21 protein-coding genes, 3 tRNA genes and 1 rRNA gene are annotated in these 24,392 nt (G+C 34.7%); 4 read left to right on the top strand and 21 right to left on the bottom strand.

Annotated elements, in window-relative coordinates:
- Positions 1 to 158 precede the first annotated feature (158 nt).
- The 4 genes from I6760_RS02665 to dhaL form a co-directional block, all read right to left on the bottom strand.
- The gene (locus I6760_RS02665; protein WP_196592972.1) at positions 159 to 1,262 is read right to left on the bottom strand and encodes an ISAs1 family transposase; all 1,104 of its coding nucleotides are present in this window, start codon (positions 1,260 to 1,262) and stop codon (positions 159 to 161) included.
- A gap of 137 nt (positions 1,263 to 1,399) precedes the next feature.
- A complete protein-coding gene (locus I6760_RS02670) occupies positions 1,400 to 1,840 on the bottom strand; it encodes a desulfoferrodoxin family protein (protein ID WP_196592973.1) in 441 nt (146 codons plus the stop codon).
- A 44-nt stretch (positions 1,841 to 1,884) separates the two neighbouring features.
- Positions 1,885 to 2,280, bottom strand: a complete 396-nt coding sequence (gene dhaM, locus I6760_RS02675) for a dihydroxyacetone kinase phosphoryl donor subunit DhaM (RefSeq protein WP_196592974.1) — start codon at positions 2,278 to 2,280, stop codon at positions 1,885 to 1,887.
- Between the two features lie 14 nt (positions 2,281 to 2,294).
- A complete protein-coding gene (dhaL, locus tag I6760_RS02680) occupies positions 2,295 to 2,918 on the bottom strand; it encodes a dihydroxyacetone kinase subunit DhaL (protein WP_407947292.1) in 624 nt (207 codons plus the stop codon).
- A gap of 133 nt (positions 2,919 to 3,051) precedes the next feature.
- Here dhaL and I6760_RS02685 point away from each other — a divergent pair, with 133 nt between their 5' ends.
- A complete protein-coding gene (locus I6760_RS02685) occupies positions 3,052 to 4,155 on the top strand; it encodes an ISAs1 family transposase (RefSeq protein ID WP_196592972.1) in 1,104 nt (367 codons plus the stop codon).
- Between the two features lie 209 nt (positions 4,156 to 4,364).
- Here I6760_RS02685 and dhaK read toward each other — a convergent pair whose 3' ends face one another.
- The 11 genes from dhaK to I6760_RS02740 form a co-directional block, all read right to left on the bottom strand.
- On the bottom strand, positions 4,365 to 5,360 hold the full coding sequence (gene dhaK / locus I6760_RS02690; RefSeq protein WP_196592976.1) for a dihydroxyacetone kinase subunit DhaK: 996 nt from the start codon (positions 5,358 to 5,360) through the stop codon (positions 4,365 to 4,367).
- 189 nt (positions 5,361 to 5,549) lie between these two features.
- Entirely contained in the window at positions 5,550 to 6,764 is a 1,215-nt protein-coding gene (locus I6760_RS02695; RefSeq protein ID WP_196592977.1) for an anaerobic glycerol-3-phosphate dehydrogenase subunit C, read from the bottom strand.
- A gap of 2 nt (positions 6,765 to 6,766) precedes the next feature.
- Positions 6,767 to 8,032 (bottom strand): anaerobic glycerol-3-phosphate dehydrogenase subunit GlpB, encoded by a 1,266-nt coding sequence (gene glpB / locus I6760_RS02700; RefSeq protein WP_196592978.1) that lies wholly within the window; start codon positions 8,030 to 8,032, stop codon positions 6,767 to 6,769.
- Positions 8,029 to 9,636, bottom strand: coding sequence for an anaerobic glycerol-3-phosphate dehydrogenase subunit GlpA (gene glpA / locus I6760_RS02705; protein ID WP_196592979.1), 1,608 nt, complete (start codon positions 9,634 to 9,636; stop codon positions 8,029 to 8,031). The genes glpB and glpA overlap by 4 nt, the downstream gene beginning before the upstream one ends.
- 462 nt (positions 9,637 to 10,098) lie before the next feature.
- Positions 10,099 to 11,592, bottom strand: a complete 1,494-nt coding sequence (gene glpK, locus I6760_RS02710; RefSeq protein ID WP_196592980.1) for a glycerol kinase GlpK — start codon at positions 11,590 to 11,592, stop codon at positions 10,099 to 10,101.
- 146 nt (positions 11,593 to 11,738) lie between these two features.
- Positions 11,739 to 12,467, bottom strand: coding sequence for an MIP/aquaporin family protein (locus I6760_RS02715; RefSeq protein WP_407947308.1), 729 nt, complete (start codon positions 12,465 to 12,467; stop codon positions 11,739 to 11,741).
- A 193-nt stretch (positions 12,468 to 12,660) separates the two neighbouring features.
- On the bottom strand, positions 12,661 to 13,047 hold the full coding sequence (dhaM, locus tag I6760_RS02720) for a dihydroxyacetone kinase phosphoryl donor subunit DhaM (RefSeq protein ID WP_196592982.1): 387 nt from the start codon (positions 13,045 to 13,047) through the stop codon (positions 12,661 to 12,663).
- A 21-nt stretch (positions 13,048 to 13,068) separates the two neighbouring features.
- The gene (locus tag I6760_RS02725) at positions 13,069 to 13,953 is read right to left on the bottom strand and encodes a YitT family protein (RefSeq protein ID WP_407947293.1); all 885 of its coding nucleotides are present in this window, start codon (positions 13,951 to 13,953) and stop codon (positions 13,069 to 13,071) included.
- 312 nt (positions 13,954 to 14,265) lie between these two features.
- Positions 14,266 to 14,949 (bottom strand): zinc ribbon domain-containing protein, encoded by a 684-nt coding sequence (locus tag I6760_RS02730; protein ID WP_196592983.1) that lies wholly within the window; start codon positions 14,947 to 14,949, stop codon positions 14,266 to 14,268.
- A gap of 3 nt (positions 14,950 to 14,952) precedes the next feature.
- Positions 14,953 to 15,354 (bottom strand): DUF3783 domain-containing protein, encoded by a 402-nt coding sequence (locus tag I6760_RS02735; protein WP_231036060.1) that lies wholly within the window; start codon positions 15,352 to 15,354, stop codon positions 14,953 to 14,955.
- A gap of 218 nt (positions 15,355 to 15,572) precedes the next feature.
- A complete protein-coding gene (locus I6760_RS02740; RefSeq protein WP_196592984.1) occupies positions 15,573 to 16,625 on the bottom strand; it encodes a DUF2939 domain-containing protein in 1,053 nt (350 codons plus the stop codon).
- Between the two features lie 245 nt (positions 16,626 to 16,870).
- Here I6760_RS02740 and amrA point away from each other — a divergent pair, with 245 nt between their 5' ends.
- The 3 genes from amrA (at position 16,871) to tnpB (ending at position 20,430) form a co-directional block, all read left to right on the top strand.
- Positions 16,871 to 18,217, top strand: coding sequence for an AmmeMemoRadiSam system protein A (gene amrA / locus I6760_RS02745; protein ID WP_196592985.1), 1,347 nt, complete (start codon positions 16,871 to 16,873; stop codon positions 18,215 to 18,217).
- Positions 18,218 to 18,234: 17 nt separating this feature from the next.
- Complete coding sequence (locus tag I6760_RS02750; protein ID WP_196592986.1) at positions 18,235 to 18,750, top strand: radical SAM protein; 516 nt, start codon at positions 18,235 to 18,237, stop codon at positions 18,748 to 18,750.
- A 570-nt stretch (positions 18,751 to 19,320) separates the two neighbouring features.
- A complete protein-coding gene (gene tnpB, locus I6760_RS02755) occupies positions 19,321 to 20,430 on the top strand; it encodes an IS200/IS605 family element RNA-guided endonuclease TnpB (protein WP_196592987.1) in 1,110 nt (369 codons plus the stop codon).
- Positions 20,431 to 20,972: 542 nt separating this feature from the next.
- Here tnpB and I6760_RS02760 read toward each other — a convergent pair.
- From I6760_RS02760 to rrf, 6 genes are all read right to left on the bottom strand, one after another.
- Positions 20,973 to 22,196, bottom strand: coding sequence for an MFS transporter (locus tag I6760_RS02760; protein ID WP_196592988.1), 1,224 nt, complete (start codon positions 22,194 to 22,196; stop codon positions 20,973 to 20,975).
- A 315-nt stretch (positions 22,197 to 22,511) separates the two neighbouring features.
- A complete protein-coding gene (locus I6760_RS02765; RefSeq protein ID WP_196592989.1) occupies positions 22,512 to 23,405 on the bottom strand; it encodes a LysR family transcriptional regulator in 894 nt (297 codons plus the stop codon).
- Positions 23,406 to 23,730: 325 nt separating this feature from the next.
- Positions 23,731 to 23,821 (bottom strand) — tRNA-Ser (locus I6760_RS02770).
- Between the two features lie 17 nt (positions 23,822 to 23,838).
- Positions 23,839 to 23,914: transfer RNA gene (locus tag I6760_RS02775), tRNA-Trp, on the bottom strand.
- A gap of 4 nt (positions 23,915 to 23,918) precedes the next feature.
- A tRNA-His gene (locus tag I6760_RS02780) sits at positions 23,919 to 23,994 on the bottom strand.
- 56 nt (positions 23,995 to 24,050) lie between these two features.
- A 5S ribosomal RNA gene (gene rrf, locus I6760_RS02785) occupies positions 24,051 to 24,167 on the bottom strand.
- Positions 24,168 to 24,392: the final 225 nt, after the last annotated feature.

Raw genomic sequence — 24,392 nt, forward strand, 5'->3', positions numbered from 1 at the left:
CCTATTTACCTATAATTGTATTATGTTTAATATTCTATGCTTCCAATGATTTAATACTGCAAAAATAAACCTAATTATAAAAAAAGCAATACCCCTTATATCTATATACACGTTCGTTTCATAAACAAGATAATTGTTCTTAAATAAGAAATGTTAGTTTATAAGTCAGCGACCTCACATAACAGTTGGCTATTCATAAGACATTTTAACAGATTAGCTTTAATGCTACATTTTTTAAGCTGCTTAGCTAAATATCTTTTATGTAGCAGTAATGCCAATTTTCTAAGGCTGTTTAAAGTTTTTTGCCCATTTTCAGATATAATAGAGCACTCATCTTCCGAAAAGGTTACATCTAACAGCCAATGCATGCTTTCAATTTTCCAATGTTCACGGCAAATATGTAAAAGCTCTTTGGCATCTGTATCCTTACTTGTTATATAATAACCAGTTTCATTACTGGTTCCACGGTTCGTTGTTGTAATACGCTTAACTGCAAATATTGAACTCAGTCCTGCCCATTCTTTATATCCATTCAGCCATTTAATATCTGAACATTTTTTGCAGATGCGTTTCTCAATTCTTCCTCCATTTTTTTCAACTGTCGTATAAGAATCTAATGTTTTGCTATCGAATTCTTCATCAAAGAAAAATTTAACATCATCGTGCAATGTCTTTTGGTTTTCCTTAAGCCCAAAAACGTAATTGCCATGCTTGGCTATAATTTTCTTGCAGGTTTCTTTTTGACAATGCATCGCATCAGCCGTTACTGTCTTGTCCTTAATGTTTAGATTATCCAATAGCTGCTGGAATACAGGAATCTCGTTCGTCTTTTCATGTATAGATTTTTGCCCTAAAACGATGCCGCTTTGTGTTAAATATACAGTTAATATTTGCAGTGCTGAATGCGGTGTACCTTTTTTAGAGGTACTACGGATTGCCTTCCCGTCTACAGCAATAACATCGCCCAAGTCACAGTATGCTGCATCATGCATTATTTCAATAATTACACTGGCTACTTTATCTGCGTCCATCATATTTAATATACGGCTGAAAGTAGCTTTAGAAGGGATTTTAGTGATATTAAATTTCTTTTTTAAAAATTTTGCATTGCTTTGTGCATAAGTTGTTATATCTGCCAGTTCATCTAATCCACACAATACGGCACACATTATTATAATAAGTATATCTGTTAAACTATGTTCTACATAGCTTGAATGTCTGTTATCTTCTATTATTGCAAATTTTTCTTTGATATAATCCATTTTTTCACCTATACTTTTTTACTTTGGATTATATCATTTATTTCCTTTTTTTGTTAATATTTATTTTCCGGTTTATGAAACGAACGTGTATCTATATACTGATATTATATAAAACATAAGAAATATTACTTAATATATTATCTATTCTTTCCGCTAGTCCATAAGCCATGCAAATTACAGTATGCATAAGCCTTAACATTTGCGATGTCACCAACACAAAAAACAGCTTCCGGTTTATCACCTGGTTCTAATTCTATGCGCTGTATCCTTGAATTATACAAAATTGCTATCCATTTTATATAATGTTCCGGTATCATTGGATGCTCTACACTGCCAACCCTTACTACTATTTTATCTCCTATAAATTCAATAACGGGCACATGCTTTTCATTAGAAGCATCCACTGAATTTGCTTCCAGAAGGCTCATTTCTTTGCCACAGCAGATTAATTTTGCATCAGCTACAGTAAGACTTCTTGTATAACCAGAACCACTTTCAATAAGCTTTCTTTTACCTACATCTATAACTTCTAAAACATAACCGCAAATATTACATTTGTAAACCAATAATTTTTTCATTACACTTTTCCTTCCTAATATATATTGTTATCTACTAATTTTCTTCATAATGATTTATCCATTTTATTTGCATCTTGTGCTGTCTGCAATACTTTCTCACAGGAACTACCTAAAGATGCTTCAACGGCAGCTGCGACTACTCCTTCGACAATGGGTGCATTAGCTAAATATACACGTTTAGCTAATGTAGGATTAAGCATTTCTTTAGCTACTCCTATGCTCATTATTGCACTTCCAAGATCAGCAAAAACTACAATTCCCTCTCCCTGATCAGCTTTTTCAATAGTTTCCTGAATGCGTACAGGATCTGTTCCTATTTCCCCTGTTTCTGTTCCACCGACTGCAAATATAGACTGATCGCCAGCCGCCATTTGAGATGCCAATTCTTTTATTCCTTCAGCAATTTTAATACTATGTGAAACTATTACTATGCCTACCATCCCATCATCCCTTTTTATTTCAAATAATTATAAAGTGCCTCCAACATAATAGCAGATGAAACTGCTCCAGGATCTTCATGTCCTATGCTTCGTTCTGCAAGGTAACTGGCTCTTCCCTTAGTTGCAATAATTGTTTTCGTATATTCTACACCTTTTTGTGCTGCCTTAACAGCATCATTTAAGCATTGAAGTATATTTTTCTTATTCTTAGTACCTGCTGAAAAAGCTTCGGAAGCAGGAATAAGCGCATCCAGCATCGTTTTTTCTCCTTTTTGCGCTTTTCCTCGGTCTTGAATTCCCTTAATAGCTGCATCCAGCATTGCCTGTGCCGTTGCTAAATCAATTTCACTTTTATTTTTACATACAGCCGAAGCGCGTAAAAATGCCGTACCATACAAAGGACCAGCTGCTCCACCAACGCTAGAAATCAAACCCATACCAACAGTTTTTAAAATCAATGCAGCATCCGTATTTTCCTCTAACAAATCAATTTTTTTTAAAACACTTTCAAAACCACGCGCCATATTTATTCCATGATCTCCATCACCAATAGCTTGATCAAGATCCGTCAATAATATTTTCTTAGCAATAACAGCTTTACTTACAACTCTTACAGCTTCCCTTATACTTGCCATCAATATCCACATCCCTTTACTGATTGTCCACACTATCAAGCAATATACCACGTTCGTTTCATAAACCGGAAAATAAATATTAACAAAAAAAGGAAATAAATGATATAATCCAAAGTAAAAAAGTATAGGTGAAAAAATGGATTATATCAAAGAAAAATTTGCAATAATAGAAGATAACAGACATTCAAGCTATGTAGAACATAGTTTAACAGATATACTTATTATAATAATGTGTGCCGTATTGTGTGGATTAGATGAACTGGCAGATATAACAACTTATGCACAAAGCAATGCAAAATTTTTAAAAAAGAAATTTAATATCACTAAAATCCCTTCTAAAGCTACTTTCAGCCGTATATTAAATATGATGGACGCAGATAAAGTAGCCAGTGTAATTATTGAAATAATGCATGATGCAGCATACTGTGACTTGGGCGATGTTATTGCTGTAGACGGGAAGGCAATCCGTAGTACCTCTAAAAAAGGTACACCGCATTCAGCACTGCAAATATTAACTGTATATTTAACACAAAGCGGCATCGTTTTAGGGCAAAAATCTATACATGAAAAGACGAACGAGATTCCTGTATTCCAGCAGCTATTGGATAATCTAAACATTAAGGACAAGACAGTAACGGCTGATGCGATGCATTGTCAAAAAGAAACCTGCAAGAAAATTATAGCCAAGCATGGCAATTACGTTTTTGGGCTTAAGGAAAACCAAAAGACATTGCACGATGATGTTAAATTTTTCTTTGATGAAGAATTCGATAGCAAAACATTAGATTCTTATACGACAGTTGAAAAAAATGGAGGAAGAATTGAGAAACGCATCTGCAAAAAATGTTCAGATATTAAATGGCTGAATGGATATAAAGAATGGGCAGGACTGAGTTCAATATTTGCAGTTAAGCGTATTACAACAACGAACCGTGGAACCAGTAATGAAACTGGTTATTATATAACAAGTAAGGATACAGATGCCAAAGAGCTTTTACATATTTGCCGTGAACATTGGAAAATTGAAAGCATGCATTGGCTGTTAGATGTAACCTTTTCGGAAGATGAGTGCTCTATTATATCTGAAAATGGGCAAAAAACTTTAAACAGCCTTAGAAAATTGGCATTACTGCTACATAAAAGATATTTAGCTAAGCAGCTTAAAAAATGTAGCATTAAAGCTAATCTGTTAAAATGTCTTATGAATAGCCAACTGTTATGTGAGGTCGCTGACTTATAAACTAACATTTCTTATTTAAGAACAATTATCTTGTTTATGAAACGAACGTGGCAATATACTTTCTGCTCTAGCGTTTATTTATTAGGTGGGAATTTTTTATTCTATATGACTATTACCATAAAACTTTATATATTTCACAGTTTTACATTTTCTTCGTGGTGATTACCATTTCATTGCTCTAGAAGCAAGGACATTCTCAGCATAATATATTAAAATTGCACTAATGCTGGTGTATCTGCAGGAGCTAGTAATAACTCTTTCAATTCTTTATCGAGTTTAAGTAGACTTATTGAACATCCTGCCATTTCCAGTGAAGTCATATAATTTCCTACAAAAGTTTTTACAATTCTTATACCTCTTTCTCCTAACATTGCCTGCACTTTGCCACTTAATATATAAAGTTCCATTAATGGTGTAGCACCTAGTCCATTGATAAGAACAGCCACTTGATCCTTATTCCCATAAATATTTTCCGCTAAAATTTTATCCAGAAGCTGTGCTGCTATTTCATCAGCGGTTCTTATTTTTTCACGATGTGTTCCCGGTTCTCCATGTATTCCTATACCAATTTCCATTTCATTTTCTGCCAATGTAAAACTCGGTTTGCCAGCAGCTGGAATAGTACAAGAGGAAAGCGCCATTCCCATAGATCGAACATTACTAATAACTTTTTCGGCAATACTCTTTACTGCCTGAAGAGATTCACCTTGTTCGGCCTTAGCTCCAGCAATTTTGTGAACAAAAATTGTCCCCGCTATTCCTCGTCTGCCAGTTGTCCATGTACTGTTTTCCACTGCAACATCATCGTTAGTTATGACTTTTTCAACGGAAATCCCATCAGCAGCAGCCATTTCAGCAGCCATTTCAAAATTCATAACATCACCACTGTAATTTTTAATTACAAGCAAAACACCTTTTCCTGTATTAACTGTTTTTATTGCTTCATAAATCTGATCGGGTGTAGGTGAGGTAAATACCGCCCCAGCAACTGCTGCATCAAGCATTCCTTTTCCAATAAATCCTGCGTGAGCGGGTTCATGTCCACTACCGCCACCACTTACTACAGCAACTTTACCATCTTTCTTATTTGTTCTTACTAAAACGTCAAAATTTTCAAGTTTTTTCAAATATTGGGGATGTGACAATGCCATGCCTTTCAACATTTCTTCTACTACATTATCCGGATTATTAATAATTTTTTTCATAATTTACTGTCCTCCTATTATTGTAGTTTTATATTGTATATATATTATACTTTACCAGAAAAAATTCCTTTAAAACACTTCCAATTATATTTTTTATTTTATTCCCAATATTTTACGTTCTATCATGGGAGATAAAAAAATGGCACCTTAATATTAAGATGCCATTTTTATCAAAGTAACATGCCATTCTTACAAACCGTATGCACGTCTTAAAACAGTAAGAGGATGTATTGCCTCCACACCACTGCCATTTTCCATTTGCAGACGGCAAGTGCCACACTCAGAAACGCCTAAATCTGCTCCTGAATCTTTAATTCTTGCAAATAACTTAGAACCAACTTTCATCGCTATTTCATGCTTATCAGCTTTAAATCCATAGCTGCCTGAAATACCACAGCAACCAGCATCAGCCTCTTCTATTTTTATACCAGGAATAAGTGGCAACAGCTCCATTGAAGGTCTTCCTATAGCTTGTACCTTTAAATGACAGGGGGCATGATAAATATATTTTTTGTTGATTGGAGTAAAATCCGTATTAAAGCTACCTTCATCATTCAACTTAGCCAAGTACTCGATAGAATCATACATATGCGCTGCATATTCGGACATTCCCGCAAAATCAAATAACTCCTGATATTCCTGCTTAAGCATAAGCCCGCAACTTGTACATGCCGTAACAATATCATATCCTTTATCTACCCATGCTTTTAATATAGCTGTATTTTTGGCTGCATTTACACGGGCATCATCTATATAACCACCTGACACCATTGGCGACCCACAGCAAACAAAATTTTCATCAATAGCAACTTCTATCTTATTTTTCTGATAAACTTTTACCAAATCAACGCCTACTTCCGGTTGATTATAATTAATATAACAACCGGAAAAAAACACTACTTTTCGTGGATACGAAGTCTGCTTAATTTTCTTAAATTTACTGATAAATGACTCACTAGCATAAGAAGGCATTTTAGCGTCCTTAGTTATACCCATAGCTCCCATCATATTAAAAGCCTTACCTATTGACACTCCTAAATTCGCAAAAGTAGACCCTAATGGAAGTGCCGTTATCAATTTTCCCATTTTTTCACTGTGAGCCAGCATATCATCAGCTTTTGACTTACGCGGATGGGTCTTATAATATTCATTCTTGGCCATCATATTAAGTGTCGAAATCGGAACTCCTGATGGGCATACCAAATCGCAGGTTTTACAATTGGAACAGTAATCCAGCATTGGATCATCATCTGATACCAGCTTTCTTAATCGCGTAAGAGCCGGTCCTGTCATTTTAGGTCCCCGAAATTTTCTGGTAGCTGCGGTCACTGGGCATGCAGTAATACATATAGTACAAGCTGTACATTTATCAGGATCTATCGCATGTTGTTTATTTATTGCCATCTTTATGCCTCCCCACAAAATGCGGCAGCTGCTTTATACGCCGTAATAAGCGCTACACCATTGCCGGATTTTTCATAACAAAAATCATATCCAGCAAGACTTCTGCCTACAACTTTTACATTAGATGCTACTTGTTTTCCTTCTGCTGTAAGTGGTATCAAATTCTCATCAACACTGACACCATATTGAGCAAAAATCTGCTTTTTATCAGCAAATAACTGTTTATGTGACCATTCAGTTTGTACCTTAGGAACATCTATAGCAATATTAAAAATAGGTTCTGTAAGTGCCCCTATTTTAGCAATAATACCTCCACCGTATATACCGCCTGTAGCTAAGATGAATTGATCAGCATAAAATTCTCTCTGTCGATCAAATCCCTCGGTTATTACTGATTTACATTTTCCATTAACAACTTTGGCACCAACGACATGTGCTTTTTCAATTACCTGCACACCACGTTTTTTAGCATAGGAATTAAGCATTTTGGTCAAACGTGTTCCCGTAACTGCCGGTGGCAGAGAAGATACTTCTACTAATGAGCATGATAAATCCTTTTCTAATGAATCTAATACCTTATAATTAGGATCAAGACCTAAAACAGGTGGCAATATGATAACTGTATCCTTTTTTATATGTGGTTTTACTTGTTCGACAAAAGATACATGTCCCTGTTCTGTTTCCAGCCATCTAGCAACATCCATCGCTGATATGTCACGTAAATCCTTGCCATATTCAAAATTTAATGTTACCGTAAATTCTTTTATGCTTTTATCACTATCTAAACGTTTTTTCAGATTTTTTGTCACCATATTAGCATAAAAATCCTTCATTGTATCAAAACCTATTACTAATATATTAGAAGTTTTAAATACAACATCAGAATCCATTGTACGTGGTACCAGACAGCTCGGTTTAAAATTGCCTATTGCCGTTGGTATCCATTTATTCTTATTTGGTGAGCCAATATAGGGAAAACCTTCTTCATTTGTTATTTTAAGGAAAGTATTCAAAGCTTTTTTTGCTGTATCACTACCAACTTTAGCATATGGATGAGTGGGATTAACTTGTCCCATAGCTTGTACTGGATCAGTAACCGGTCTGCCTTCATCGGTATACCCTAAAACATCTATTATACCGCCGCCGATAGTCAGCGTACCCGCACCATAGGACAGTATTTGGACCTTTTTACCTCTATCCGCAGCAATACAGGCTGCAAATAAACCAGAGATACCATTTCCTATAATTAAAACATCACTTTTTTTCATTTTATCTCTTCCACCCCGCTTAAATTTAAGGCTGCATCATAAATTGCCCGCGTAAGTTCAATATCACGAAGCATATTACCCCATAATACAGGACGGATGCCCTTCCAGCGCGTTTCCAAAAATTCTTTGAATAAATATACTGTATCTTTCGCCCACGGCATCTCTTCTTTATCGACTGCTCCTACACTGCGGTAGGCACAAAATGTACCCTGGCAGGTTCCCATACCCAGCCGTGTACGTCTTCTTAAATCACTCACAGTATGGCTTGTCGGTTCTGCTGCTATCTCTTCAATTTCCGCTAATGTAACATTTTCACATTCACATACCAGCTCTCGCATCTCCGGCTTGCTTTCAATACGTTCTATTACATGTTCTAATTTTCTATTTCCCAAACGGGATGCTGCAAGCTCGGCACCATAACTCGGAAATACTGCTTTAGCCCGTCCCATTAACTCAGGTGAAGGATCTTCAACCAAATTTTCATCAGCAGTATGGCACTTTTCATTTACGCCTAATTGCTCGCATACCATATCACATACCTTTTCTGCCATTAAACGGTATGTGGTAAATTTGCCACCGCATACGCTCATAAAATGCTTAATACCATCATGCGCATGATCCAAGGCAACAAAACCACGTGATGCACTACGTCCCTTAGCATTAGGATCTGCACTGTATAACGGTCGTGTTCCGGCAAATACACGCAGAATACGATAATCATAAATATGTTCAAATGTTAATTTACCTATTTCCATCATTGCCGTAACTTCAGCTGTTTCTGTACTTGTATCATCTGGGGCACTGTCGATAGAACTTGTTCCCAAAATAGTTATTGATCCATGTGGTACAAAAATATCTGCATCGGAAGATTTGTGAAGACGATGTATTACACGATTGCAGATTCTATGGTTAAAGGCAATAAGTGTTCCCTTACTTGGTTTTACATTAACAGTCAGCCCGGCCATATGAGCTACCTGTCCAGCGAATGAACCTGCTGCACTTATAACAAAATCGCAGGCTATTTTGTCTTCCCTGCCTGTCCATTTATCACGTATTTTTACACCACTTACAGTACCATTAACTGTTTCGATACCCGTAACTTCAGTATAAGTCATTGTCTTACCGCCATATTTATCAGCTGATGCTACTGTCTGCCATAGAAGACGAAAACCATCTATGGCTGCACCAGGACAGCGATATGCCGATAATATCTTATGACTTAAGTTTGGTTCAAGTTCAAAGGCTTTATCCATAGGAAGCGGTATAGCTGATATACCACATTCCTTACATGATTTTACCCATTCTTGTTCAAACTCCTCACTGTCTTCCGGGGTACGAACAAAAATACTTTCCGTAGCTTCTACACAATGATGTCCTATTCTGCGCAAAATAGTATTTTCTTGTATGCATTCCTTAGCAGCTTCCTTGTCCTTCACCGCATATCGCCCACCGCTGTGAAGTAGTCCATGAAATCTTGAGCTGGTCCAATAACCAAGATCATCACGCTCTACTAAAATAGCTTTTATGCCACGCATGGATAAATCCCGCAGGATACCTACCCCGGTAGCACCGCCACCTATAACGACCACTGTTGTCTTTAACATATTTTATCCCTTTTCCTCCTTAATATTATATCCCTGTTATCCCGGGATTACTCTTTTCTAATGACCTATTAATATGGTTTTCAACAAGCTTTTCATATTACCTTGTTAAGTCTAATTTGTCCATACCTATACTATATATTAATACAGCAATAATAACAGATACCATTCCATTAACTATTATTATTTATAAATATAGTATATCTCCCTGTTTATAATAAATATATATTTTATAAATAATGTTAGATAATATGAATCTATACTATATAGGAGAAGTTTATTATTATTATAAAGCATTATATGCTTTATAGCAATAAATACAGCATACATAAATAAACATTTTTATTTTCGTATGAATGTAATATTATTTCGTATGGCGAGTTACCATAGTAACTTTAGGAAATAATAAAAGCCGCAGAAAACAAACTCTCTGCAGCCTTTTATCAAACCATGTATCTCACTAAATCAAAGCCAATTCATAGTGCGGCGCACAGCTTTTAACCAGCCAACATATAATTCTCTTCTTTTTTCCTCTTCCATATCAGGCTCAAAACGGCGATCAAGCTGCCAATTTTTTATTAGTTCTTCTTTATTTTTCCAGAAGCCAACTGCCAATCCCGCTAGATAAGAAGCTCCTAGTGCTGTCGTTTCTACAACTTTAGGCCTGTCTACAGGAACTCCCAACAGATCACTCTGGAACTGCATCATTAAATTATTAGCAACTGCCCCACCATCAACTTTTAATTCATTGAGCTTTATACCAGAGTCAGCCTGCATAGCGTCCAGTACATCTTTGGTCTGATAAGCAAGTGAATCAAGCGTTGCACGTATAATATGATTTTTGGTGCTGCCGCGTGTCAACCCAAAAATTGCCCCACGTGATTTCATATCCCAATATGGCGCTCCCAATCCCACAAAAGCCGGAACCACATAAACTCCCTCAGCATCTTTCACTTTACTTGCATAATATTCCGAATCTGGTGCTGAATCTAATATTTTCAAACTATCACGCAACCATTGAATTGCCGAACCAGCTACAAATATACTGCCTTCCAATGCATATTGGACTTCATTATCAAGTCCCCATGCAATTGTCGTCAACAAACCATTCTTAGAATCATAAACCTGTGAACCAGTGTTCATGAGCATAAAACATCCTGTTCCATAAGTGTTTTTCGCCATTCCCGCTTTAAAACACGTCTGCCCAAACAACGCAGCTTGCTGATCACCGGCAATACCGGAAATAGGAATTTCTGCTCCCTGGGTTACATTAGGAATAGTCACACCATAGACTTCACTGGATTGTTTTACTTCTGGAAGCATTGCTTTAGGAATATCTAAATATCCTAAAAGCTCATCATCCCATTTAAGCTCACGTATATTATACATCAGCGTTCTAGAGGCATTAGAGTAATCAGTGACATGTACTTTTCCGCCTGTTAGTTTCCAAATAAGCCATGTATCCATTGTACCAAAAAGCAAATCACCTGCTTCTGCTTTCTCCCGTGCCCCTTCTACGTTGTCTAATATCCATTTTACCTTTGTTCCCGAAAAATATGCATCTATCAGCAGGCCAGTTTTTCTATGGAATATATCAGCAAGTCCCTGTTCTTTTAATTTATCACAAATTTCCATAGTTTGACGAGACTGCCATACTATAGCATTATAAATAGGCTTACCTGTATTCTTATCCCAAACTACTGCTGTTTCACGCTGATTAGTTATTCCGATAGCAGCTATTTCATTTGGATCTATATTAGCTTTTGCTATAACTTCCGAGATAGTTCCAACCTGTGTAGACCAAATTTCATTAGCGTTATGTTCTACCCAGCCGGGTTTAGGAAATATCTGAGTAAATTCATTCTGTGCCACAGCTACTATATTAGATTCATGATCGAATAAAATCGTTCTACAGCTTGTTGTTCCTTCATCTAGTGCCAATATATATTTTTTTTCCATTACAAGAAACCTCCTCAGTATAATTGTATCTTATTTGATAAAATAACTTACTCCACCTTTTATTATCATTAAATAAATATAATTGATATTATAACAAAAATAATAATTATTATTTTCAATATGATAAAAATAAATAATTTAAAATCTTAAATAATTCCAATCATTTTTGCAAATAAATAGGCAGCAAAACCTCCGGCTAGTGGCCCCAATATCGGTACCCAACTATATGCCCAATCCGAATTACCCTTACCTGCTATAGGTAAAATTGCATGTGCTATACGCGGTCCAAGATCACGGGCAGGGTTTATTGCGTATCCTGTTGGTCCTCCTAAGCTCAAGCCCAGTGCCCAAATTAACACTCCAACAAGATAGGGTCCTACACCAGCGGGAAATTTACCATTATTAGCATGAAACATCGCAAAAATCATTACAATAAGCATGAATGTACCAATAAATTCACATAAAAAATTCTTTCCATAGCTTCTTATTGCTGGTATAGTCGAGAAAACTCCCAATTTTGTTGCCTTATCTTCTGTAGTTTCCCAATGGGGCAGATAAGAAAGATATACTACGATTGCCCCTACTATTCCACCAAATATCTGTGCTCCCATAGTTGCTACAGCCTGTCCAGGAGAATAAACACCGTTTAATGCTTTTGCCAGAGTAACTGCCGGATTCAAATCTCCCTGCGGTGCTCCTAATGATGTTGCTGTAAAAACTCCCAACATAACAGCAAATCCCCATCCGGCAGTTATTACAATCCAACCACTGTTTTCACCTTTTGAGCCTTTTAAGCACACATTGGCAACAACACCACACCCAAAAATTATAAGCACAGCAGTTCCTAAAAATTCTCCAAATAAATTATCCATTATAAATTCCTCCTCCATATGAAATTATCCCCGTGTAATATAGTCTTTATTAATAATAATATCCCTCCTTTTATTTATATTACACTTTGGTATGTATCAGTATAAAATTAATATTATATATATCATATAATATTAATTTTTATTATTTTTCAGAATAATCAGTTTAACATTACATAACAGATAAAAAAAGCAGATATTACACTGCCGTTTCTCTGCTTTTTTTAATTACAGCCATAATTTCATCTAAATCCGCATTTTTTAAAAATTTAGCAACAGCTAATGCTCCTTCTAAAATAGGAGCATTAGCAATTTTTATTTTCTCCTGCAGTTTCATATCCATGAATTCAATTGCCATAGATGCACTCATAACAGAACTACCTAAATCAGCAAAAACTATTACCCCATCCGGTTGGGCAACTTTTTCAATTGCCTTCCTAATTGCTACAACATTTGTCCCTAATGTTCCATCAATTGCACCACCAACTGCCTCAATTAACTCACAGTTGCCAACCTTATTTATCAGTAAATCTCTAATTCCATCAGCAATTTTTTTGCTGTGCGAAACAATAACTAAACCGACCATAATTATCCTCGCCATAAAAACTTATTTTTTAAATCGTCCACCAATTATATCATTAACCTGATAAATTGTAACAAACGCCTGATCATCAACATTAAGAACCGTCGTTTTTAATTTATCTATTTCTAATCGTGTCACTACACAGTACAAAATTTTCTTAGGATCTCCCGAATAGCCGCCCTCTCCGTGCAGCAGCGTAACACCACGCCCTAATTCATTGACCAGCTTATCAGATACATCGTTATAACAGGATGTCACTATCATAACAGCATATGATTCTTCCAGTCCCTGTATTACAGCATCAATAGTTTTAGCTATAACAAAGTACGCTACTAGTGAATACATCGCGTTATCCCAACCAAATATCAACCCAGCACTGCTTAGTATAAACAGGTTAATAAACATTACTATTTCACCAACGGAAAAAACAGTTTTTTTATCAAGAATAATTGCTACCATCTCTGTTCCATCAAGTGAACCACCGTTCCTGATTATTATGCCTACACCAAAACCGGTAATAATACCACCAAACACTGCAGCCAAAAATGGTGTACCCGTTATTTCTCGAACCGGCACAAATACGGCTGTCCATATTGACAAGGATATTATAGAGAATACACTGGCAGCTACAAAAGCCTTACCAATACTACGATATCCCAAATATAAAAATGGTATATTAAGTCCTATTAAAAAAACACCCAATGGTACTTTTACTAAATAACTTCCCATTATTGACAGTCCCACTACACCTCCGTCAATAATATTATTGGGAACTAAAAATAATTCCAAACCTGCCGCTGTTATTATTGTGCCAATAAACAATAGCAAGTATTTTCGTAAATATCCTAGATATCGATACCCAGAAACTGTTTTTTTATTGTTTAAACCATCTATTTCTGAATTCTCCAAATAAATAACTAACCTCGTTTTTATCCTGCCTCATTGTGTAAGACAAATTATAAATGAAATTTTTAATTTATGCAAATAAAAAATTTTTATATAAAAATTTTTTTATTATAATTGCAATATATTATTGATTAATCATATTAAATTAAAGAAACTAAACAAGTAAACTATATTTTTTCCGTAAGCATTACTGTTTTCAAATGCATTTTTTATACTGCCAAACTCATTTTTAATATAATAATTCTTATAAAAATAAACTATTTTGTTTATATTATGTACAAGCACATAAACTTTTGTTGCTACCTATTAATGTCTTTAATTGCTTAATGTGCTAATACTATTTGCTATAATGTCCAATAACTGATTTTTAAAAAATCCCCATACATTTTTATTTTCAACATATTCTTCATGTACTTTTTTTTGCAATGAATCAGTTTTTCCTCTCATTGTATTTAATTGCTCTGTTCTCTTGTTTATTCCTTCTATCAAATTTTGAATTTGCGCAAGTCTTGTGTTAAATTGTGCTTTTTCTGCATTTCTCTTGTCTACTTCTTTTTGCTTTTGTCCTGTAAATGTGTCCCAAACATTTTCCAACCACGATACTTTCTCCGTTAGTAATTTTTCCTGACTTTTTAAATGATCTTTTTCTTCTTCCAACTGCTGCTTCTGACTTTCTAAGTCTTTTTGTTCATTGCTTATTTGTATTTGCTCTTGCTTTAATTTTTGTTGCTCTGATATATTACTGTTCTGAACCTGCTGCATTTTATTATTATAATATGATGACAACATGAATCCACCTGATAAAGCACCTACAAAAACTATAATAAAAAAACTTATTAATAAATATTTCTTATACTTTCTATTTTTTTCTACTTTTTTCTTATTACCGCCTGTATCTTGTATTTCAATATCTTTTCTGGTATCTATTATTATTTCTTTTGGTTTTACAGGTTGCATTTCATGCGTTATATTTAATTTAGAATCGTTTTCTCCTGACATTTGTTACTCATTTCTTTTCTTATCCAGAAAAAAACCATGTTCTTTCTGCATAGAAAGACATAGTCTTTGTAATGACCAAAATCGGTTTAAGGGAGTCACTACAGCCTTATAGGCTATATTTATATTTGCTTGCCTCATCTTTTGCAAAACTTCATCTAAACGCTTATTTTTGATATTATAAAAAACTATTACTTTTTGACAAAAATAAAAATTTGCATTATTAGTTTTTTCAACTCGGGAAAAGCCTGTAATTCCCAACAAAAATCCGACCTTTTGGCAAAAAGCATCTGGGCTCAGCACAATTGTTTTTATATGCAGTGATTGGAAAAAATCACATGCTTTTTCTTCATCAGAAACCTCATTAAAATTATATATTAATACTTTTTCCTGCCTTTTTATCTTCATGAATATTTTACACCTCTACTCCTATTATTATAAGTGATGCCCTATAATATCTCAATAGAAGCACTAAGATATTATTACAAAAACAAGAGACTGCCCACAAGAAATTCATTTTATATCATCAACAGCCTAACTTCTATAGGAAATTGTTCCTTATAAAAACAGACAAGGGAAATGGCATATCATGAATAAAATGGCTATGTGCGGACAGTCTCTGCTATTCATTGTGTTAAATTTCTTTTTATAATATTTGTTAAGTTCCTCTCATTATCCTCTAAAATTTTTGCCTTTTTTAAATTATCATTAGCTGCATGCAGACTGTTGATATTTTTATCATCAAGCCATTTTGCATAATTTTGATAATAGGCAATATACGCATCACACACACGCAGACGCAATTTTTGCAGCGTTACTGCTGACTGAGGTGCATTTATAGCTGACAATGCCGTCTTGAGCATTTGCCAGTGAGGAATCATATTTGTATTTATGATTACCTTTAGCTTATTTCTCACTTCGTCACTGCCGATATTTCCCGACCTTATTATAGACTGAATTTGATCTTGAATACTTATAAAGGTTTCCCTATGCTGATTCATCAATGAATCTGTTTTATTTACATATAAGTACATATATTGTCGTCTATCCTGATTCAACATGACAAAAAAATCAGAAAAGTTAGCTATACGGACTATTTTCCAATGTCCATCTAACTGTCTAAGCAATATTATTTTAAAAGGAAAAGCTTTTTTTAATTCATTCTGCACCACATTTATTTGAAAAACAGCCTTGCCTGCCTTTTTGTCTACACTAATCATTTTATAATCCTTGACCGTGAGATTATTTAATCCTAAATTTTCCAGCAAAGCATTATACTGAGTAATTGATTCATTTTGCTGTTTAGCATTGTTCTGCCATTTGCCATTTTTAACGTAAAAGTCTAAAGCATCACTTAATTCTTTGGTAAAAGCTTCCTTAAATATACCAGAATATTCCTGCATAGTAGCTGGCATTCCATTTGGTGTTTCCTGATTAGAATTAATTAAATTATTGACCACATCACTTGAAAGCTGGTCAATCAAAGCTTTTTTATCTACATATTCTGCAAACTTTTCCTCATTATGATTTTTTATTGCTTTTTCTGTCATCTGCAATGTATATTCAGGAGTTTTTACATAATAACCAAAATACCAATATAAGGTACCACACCCCATTAATAATAAAATAATACCTGTAATAAAAATTTTTATTTTTAAGTTTTTAGAAATCATTTTCATTTCAACACCTTCTTCCCTTGCACCAATTTAACTCATATTATGACATCATGTTAGTTTTTACGCAATACCTGAACAATAAATTTTATGTCACTAAAAATTATTATACATCTATAAAAATAATAGATTTGATAGTATAATTTAAGTAAACTCTTATAAGTATATTATTTTGTATTAATATATCTAAATTATTTTTACTTTATCTTATCATATGGACCAAATATCCTGTTAGTAATGGAGGTTTTTATATGAACTATTTTCTTGGGGGAGCTCTTATGCCACATCCTCCCATAATGCTGCCGGAAATTGGCAAAAATGAATTAAATAAAATTACTACTACTGTAACAGCTGTTAAAAATATAGCAAATGAAATATCCGCTCAAAAACCAGATACCCTTGTTATCATTTCTCCCCATGCTCCTGTTTTCTCAGATTGTGTTGGTATAAGTGCGGCAGAAAAATTAACGGGAACTATGGCTGAGTTCGGCTATCCTGAGCTATCTTTAACTTATAAAATAGATATTGAGCTTGTCGAAAAAATTGCTTTATTGTGTGAAGAAAATAACTTACCCTTAAAAATTATCACTAAATCATTCTGCCAAAAAAATAATATTTCTTTCAATATAGATAAAGGAGCTTTTGTTCCTTTATATTATCTTTATAAAGCAGGATTTAATGGGAAAATTGTCCATCTATCAATGGGCTTTATTCCTTATAAAAAGATGTTCTCCTTTGGCACTATTATCTATAATGCGATACAAGCCACTGGAAGGAAGACTTTTGTTCTAGCTTCCGGAGATTTATCACATCGTTTGACAAAGTATTCCCCCAATGGTTATTCGGCAGAAGGCCAAGTATTCGATGAAAAAGTAATGCAGGCATTATGCAGTATGAATCCTTCTCCTTTATTTAAAATGAAACAAAGCTTTATCGATGCTGCCGGTGAATGTGGACTGCGTCCTATATTTTTTCTTTTTGGTGCCTTATATAACAGTGAATCTACTCCTCAGTATTTATCACATAAAGGTCCATTCGGTGTGGGCTACGGAACAGCTTTATTTTTGCATAAAGCCAATAAAAAAATCCTGCATAGCCGGGAAAGCGCCTTGGCAAAAAAGTCCCTTACCCACTATTTAAATACTGGCAAAATTCTTTCCATTCCCAATAACCTGACTGAAACTTTTACCAGAAAAGCCGGTGTATTTGTTTCTTTAAAAAAGTGGGGGCAACTGCGTGGCTGTATTGGCACAATCACGCCTGTATATAAAAACATTGCTGCAGAAATAATCCACAATGCCGTTGCCGCAGGAACTGCAGATCCTCGTTTTCCTCCAATGAATTCAGATGAATTAGCTGATATAACTATCTCTGTAGATATATTAAGCACCCCCGAAATAACTACCAGGAATAATCTAAATCCCCAGAAATACGGTATAATAACCGCTATGGCTGATGGACGAAAAGGTCTTCTGCTGCCCATGCTTGATGGAATTGAATCAGTTGATACTCAAATATCAATAGCCATGGAAAAAGGTAATATTGCACGATGGGAAAAACCTGTTTTATATAGGTTTACAGTAACTCGTTATTATTAAACTATTGAGGTATAAAAATGCATGAAGCTTTATATTATCACCACGAAAAAAATTCTATTATTTGTGATTTATGTCCACACAATTGCAAAATCAATCCTGGAGATACTGGACTTTGCCATGTACGTTTAAATAAACAACATAAATTATATAGCCTTAATTACGGCATGTGTTCCACCTTATCCATTGATCCCATAGAAAAAAAACCATTATATAAATTTTTTCCCCAGCACAACATATTATCAATAGGCAGCTGGGGATGTAACTTAAAATGTAAATTTTGCCAAAACTATGAAATATCACAGAAATCCCCTTCAGTAAAATATATATCCTCTGATACTATTACCAAAATTGCCCTTGCCAGCGGTGATAATAACCTTGGTCTTGCCTTTACCTACTCTGAACCTCTCGTTTGCTATGAATATGTTTATGATACCGCTGTTATGGTTCATAATACCAAATTAAAAACAGTCTTAGTAACTAACGGTTTTCTTAACAGTATTCCTTTTAAAAATCTTATAAAACTTTTTGATTAAATGGGAGCCGCACACTCGTGACTTCAGTCAGAGTTAGGCGACCAAACTAGTCAGTATGTATAGAATATGCATATAGAGATTGGCAAAGACCAATCCAATACTGCCTGAAATGCTGGAAACTCCTAAAGACAGCATAGCCACAACGCTAAGATGAAACAAGCTCAAACGTGACGGCGACGAAAGTAAAAAAAATATGCTGTATGGTGCAAGGTTAAACCCTAAACACTAAGAAAATGGACAATCAGCAGGAAAGCTCCGAACAGGAGAATCCCCAACGACTATTCCTCTTGAGGGAAGTACAGCCAAGCGGCTGGAAGTGGGCAGACCTTAACGGATAATGCCGAAGGACAAGATATAGTCTGTGCTTTATGGAAACATAAAGGAGTTCATAAGAGAACCGCATAGGAAGCAGCGAGCCCGTGTGAACGACACCTCCCCCATACGACTAAAAAAGAACTTACGACTCTTATATAGAGTTACTGCAAAGAACTTGCTTTTCTAAAGCCTGCATGTTAAGTTTAAAATAATCAGGCAATAATCTTGTAAAGATAAAAAGAAAAGTGAGCAATCATGGAAAAAGTCTTCAAATTTAGGATATACCCCAACAAAACACAGGAACTACTGCTGCAAAAAACATTTGGCTGCGTAAGATATGTTTTTAATCACTATCTCGACATGCGAATCAAAGCATACAATAATGATAAAACCACACTTACCTATACCAAATGTTCCAGTAATTTAACGCAGTTGAAAAAAGAAAACACCTGGTTAAAAGAACCAGATAAATGTTCCTTACAAAACGCGTTAAAAGACCTCGATACAGCTTACCAGAACTTCTTTAAACATAAAAAAGTTGGCTTTCCTAAATTCAAGACCAAAAAAAACAGGCATAAATCCTACAAAACAAACTTTACCAATAGCAACATTGAATTTCTGGGAACAAAAATAAAACTTCCCAAACTAGGTAAAGTAAAAATAAGAGATAAACAAGTACCGCAGGGCAGAATCTTAAACGCAGTAATATCACAAACCCCTGATGGTAAATACTTTGTATCCCTATGCTGTACAGAAATAGAAAAACCTGTTTTTAATCGTACTGACAACTATGTCGGTATCGACCTTGGCCTAAAAGAATTTGCAATCACATCCGATGGCGACAAACATCCCCATCACAAATACCTGAAACAGTCACTACGAAAACTTGCCAAACTGCAAAAAAGCTTGTCCCGAAAAACAAGGGGAAGTATAAACAGAAACAAAGCAAGAATCAAAGTGGCAAGGCTGCAGGCACGTATTGCAAATCAGCGAAAAGATATGCTGCATAAACTATCTCATAAACTTATAGAAAACTACGATGTTATCTGCTTAGAAGACTTACAAATAAATAACATGCTGAAAAACCACAAACTTGCCCGAAGTATTATAGATGCCAGCTGGTCAGAATTTATCCGTCAGCTAAAATATAAAGCTCAGTGGTATAGCAAAGAAATAGTACAAATAGACAAATTCTATCCATCAAGCCAGCTGTGCCATAATTGTGGTTACCAGAACAAAGAAATAAAAGACCTTACTATAAGGAAATGGGAATGTCCTAACTGTAAAGCCCAGCATGACAGAGATATAAATGCCGCCATAAACATTCGCAATGAAGGACTAAGAATATTAAACATAACAGCGTAATAACATATATAAGAACCGTAGGAACTACGGGGATAGCCTGTGGAGATAATATAAGACGTGCTTTTGGCGCAACTATCCGTGAAGCAGGAACCCCGCGACTTTAGTCGTGGGAGGTTCAGGCAGTAAATATAGATTTAAAATCATATTCTGATAAATTTTATAAACAAATCTGCGCTGGAAGAATATCACCTGTCAAAGCAAATATTAAAGCAGCTGCCGATACATGTCATGTCGAAATAACAACACTTATTATTCCCGGATTAAATGACAACCACGAAGAAATATCCATGTTGTCTAAATGGATAGCTTCAATAGACAAAAACATTCCCTTACATCTGTCACGCTACTTTCCTTGTTTTAAAATGAATATACCTCCTCCCCATGCATCTGAGATGTACCAACTAAAAAATATTGCCAAGCAGTATTTACATAATGTTTATTTAGGAAATATGCATTAAATTATACAATAAAAATAATACTTAAAAACCATTTTCATTAAAATAAATAATGAAAATGGTTTTTTGTATTGACAAAGCTATTAATTATTCAAAATTATCCGTGTCAATCAATTTTTCAATTACAACAGGTTGCATTTGCATACTTGCCTTTCTGCCATAAAATAAATAATAAATAATGAAACATACCAGAGCAATGGCTGATGCCACAAGATAAAGTGATTGAAACGTTAAAAAAGTACGCATTGTCCCCAGTATATATGGACCAACACCTATCCCTAGATCAAGTGCCACGAAATAGGTAGACAATGCTACGCTAACACGATGCGGTGGTGTGAGTTTTATACACACTGCCTGTCCATTTGACATAAAAGTTCCATACCCTAGACCCACAAAAACTCCCGATAATAATAAAATAACAGAAGTATGCGTTACACTAAGCATAAATAACCCCAGTGCTAAACACAGATAGCAGGGATACAATACAGAATTTTCTCCTTTACGATCAAATAATATTCCAGTCAATGGACGGGTAACAGTAATCACAACAGCATATACGACAAAGAAAAATGTTCCTGCATCAACTAAATTTATTTCACGCGTATATGCTGCAAGAAAACTTAACACACTGGAATAGGCAAATCCCATTAACAAGCCAATTACAGATATGACCAATACACGCGGTTCTACATAATTTTCAAAAGTAAATGCCTTCATATTTTTTATTTCGGCATCTGTAAGTTCTATTTCTTTAACTGTCAGCATTAAACAACCGAATACGCATAAAAGAATGAGTGCTACACATGTAATAATAATAATATGAAAATTAGCTACTAACATCAGCAGCATTCCTAAAAAAGGTCCTATTGCTGCTGCCAGACTAGTACTTAATCCATAGTAATTTATTCCTTCACCACGACGTTCAATAGGAATACAGCTGGCAATAATAGTATTCGTAGCTGTTGATATAACTCCATATGCCATTCCATTAAGAAAACGGATAAGATACATAATTCCCAGATTAGGAATATAAAAATACATCAACGTCGTCAATAAATAAAATACAACTCCAAAGTATAATGTTTTTTTACGTCCATAAAGTTCAATTTCCTTACCAAGTTGCAAACGTGCCAATAATGTGCCTAAAATAAAAATTCCCGAAGCTAATCCTGCCTCACTCAAAGAAGCTTTCAATTCTTGTTTGGCTACAACAGCTATAATGACCATCAATAAATAATAAATAAGGTATACAACAAAATTTATCCCTGTATCCAGGATAAAATCTTTATTGCATAAGCTATTCTTCTTCATAAATTCATCTCCATTAATTTATATTTTTTTAGCTGTAATTGCCAACGACTAAAAACTAATTACCGATCTTATATCCTTTTGCAGCATCATCTCCATAAATGTATACCTACACGCAAACTATGATTAATGTTTCAATACACACAACAACATCAACCATTTGCTAAAAATTTATACTTGCACATTATATACCTTTAATTTTTTCTTGTATAACAAAAGAAACATATATATATCATAAAAAAATATTATGGCAGAATATTTTATCATAAACAAAAACAGCTTATGGATATTATACTAAAATCCATAAGCTGCCTAATATTATAATTTATTTTTATAAAACTCCTGTATATGCTCGATAAAAATTTTCATGATCTTATATTTAGGATTATTACGTTTATATAAAAGATAACACTCAAGTTCAAACTGCGGCATAATTTCATAATATCCTGATTGTATATGCATAGCATTTAATAATCTTTTCGACAAAATACTCCCTGCCTCATTCTGCTGGCAATAATGCATAATAGCATACGGCGTAGAAAGCCATGTTTTAACCGTTGGTGCTATTCCATAAGAAATAAAAAAATCTTTTATAATTGCATTCATTAAATAATAAGGCGAATACTGTGCCAAATCATAATTTTTTATCACATCCATATTGATTTTGCTGCCATCTATTCCAAGATTAGGTGCATAATAAACCATTTTTTCTTTGCAAAAAAATCTTTTCTCATACTTATCCATATCCAATTGAGGCATAAAAAACGTAGATATTATATCGAGCTTGTCATTTTCTAATTGTTTCCAAAGCTCATGTGCTTCTAAATTATATACATTAATCATAAAATTCATATTATGTTCCTGAAAATATTCCACATGCTGATTCATGAGAACATCTCCCAACGACATCAAAGTTCCAACAGCTAAGGTGATCTTATGACCATTTATTCTTTTAATATCATAAATACAACCAGATAATTCATCAATAATCTTTTGTACACGCTGAAAAAAGTCTTCCCCTATCTCAGTTAAATCACTTCCTCTGTTTGATCGTGCTATCAGTTGAATACCAATAAGTTCTTCCAGTTTCTTCATTTGAAAACTAAAAGCTGATTGTGTGATATTAGCCTCTCTTGCCGCGGCTGTAAAATTCCTGACTTTACCATAAATAACGAAATTCTCTAATTGCTGAATACTTGGCAGCTGCGTCATACTCATTCTCCTCAATTAACATTAACATTCTGAAACAATAAATTTTATTTACATACAAAAATTTTTCTCTAGTTATATACTACCATATATTATTTTTGATATTAATCAACAATCTTTATCTGCTGTTAAAATAATATAATTATATCACTCTCATTAAATAAAACAAAGCCTATTTTCTAAAATAATAATTAATCTAACACCCAAAGTTTATTAGTAACAAATACATCTGTAAACTCCTTTTTATTATAATGGACATCTATATCTTATAGTGTACCTATAACAAAAAAGGCATTAGAAAAATTTCCTAATACCTTACATTTACTAATGGCGGAGTGAGAGAGATTCGAACTCTCGCACCGGTTACCCGGTCTAACGATTTAGCAAACCGTCCTCTTCAGCCTCTTGAGTATCACTCCAGATTATTAAATTATAATGGCAGGGGCAGAAGGACTTGAACCCTCAACCAATGGTTTTGGAGACCACTACTCTACCAATTGAGCTATACCCCTACAATGGGGTGACTAGTGGGGATCGAACCCACGCGTAACGGAGCCACAATCCGCCGTGTTAACCGCTTCACCATAGCCACCATTTAAAATTTATAAAGTAATATCAGGTCATCCTAAGACGACCTGATATTAACTTAACCGGCAGCAACCTATCCTCCCAGGGGGCTGCCCCCCAAGTACTTTCGGCCTGTGGATGCTTAACTGCTGTGTTCGGAATGGGAACAGGTGGATCCATCCAGGTATCGCCACCAGATGCTTTAGCTCTTAGTGCTTTAGCAGTTAGAGATAAAGTACGCAGAGTGAACAACGCGAACGCGCGTTTCATCTGTAAACAAATCTTTATAACTTGTTATTTAGATAAACAGTACGCACAGTTCACTATGTGAACGACGCGTTTCCTTTTTACTCTCTTAGTGCTTTAGCAGTTAGAGATAAAGTACGCAGAGTGAGCAGCGCAAATGCGCTTCTTATTAATAAA

This window comes from Pectinatus sottacetonis (assembly GCF_015732155.1).
Classification (GTDB): domain Bacteria; phylum Bacillota; class Negativicutes; order Selenomonadales; family Selenomonadaceae; genus Pectinatus; species Pectinatus sottacetonis.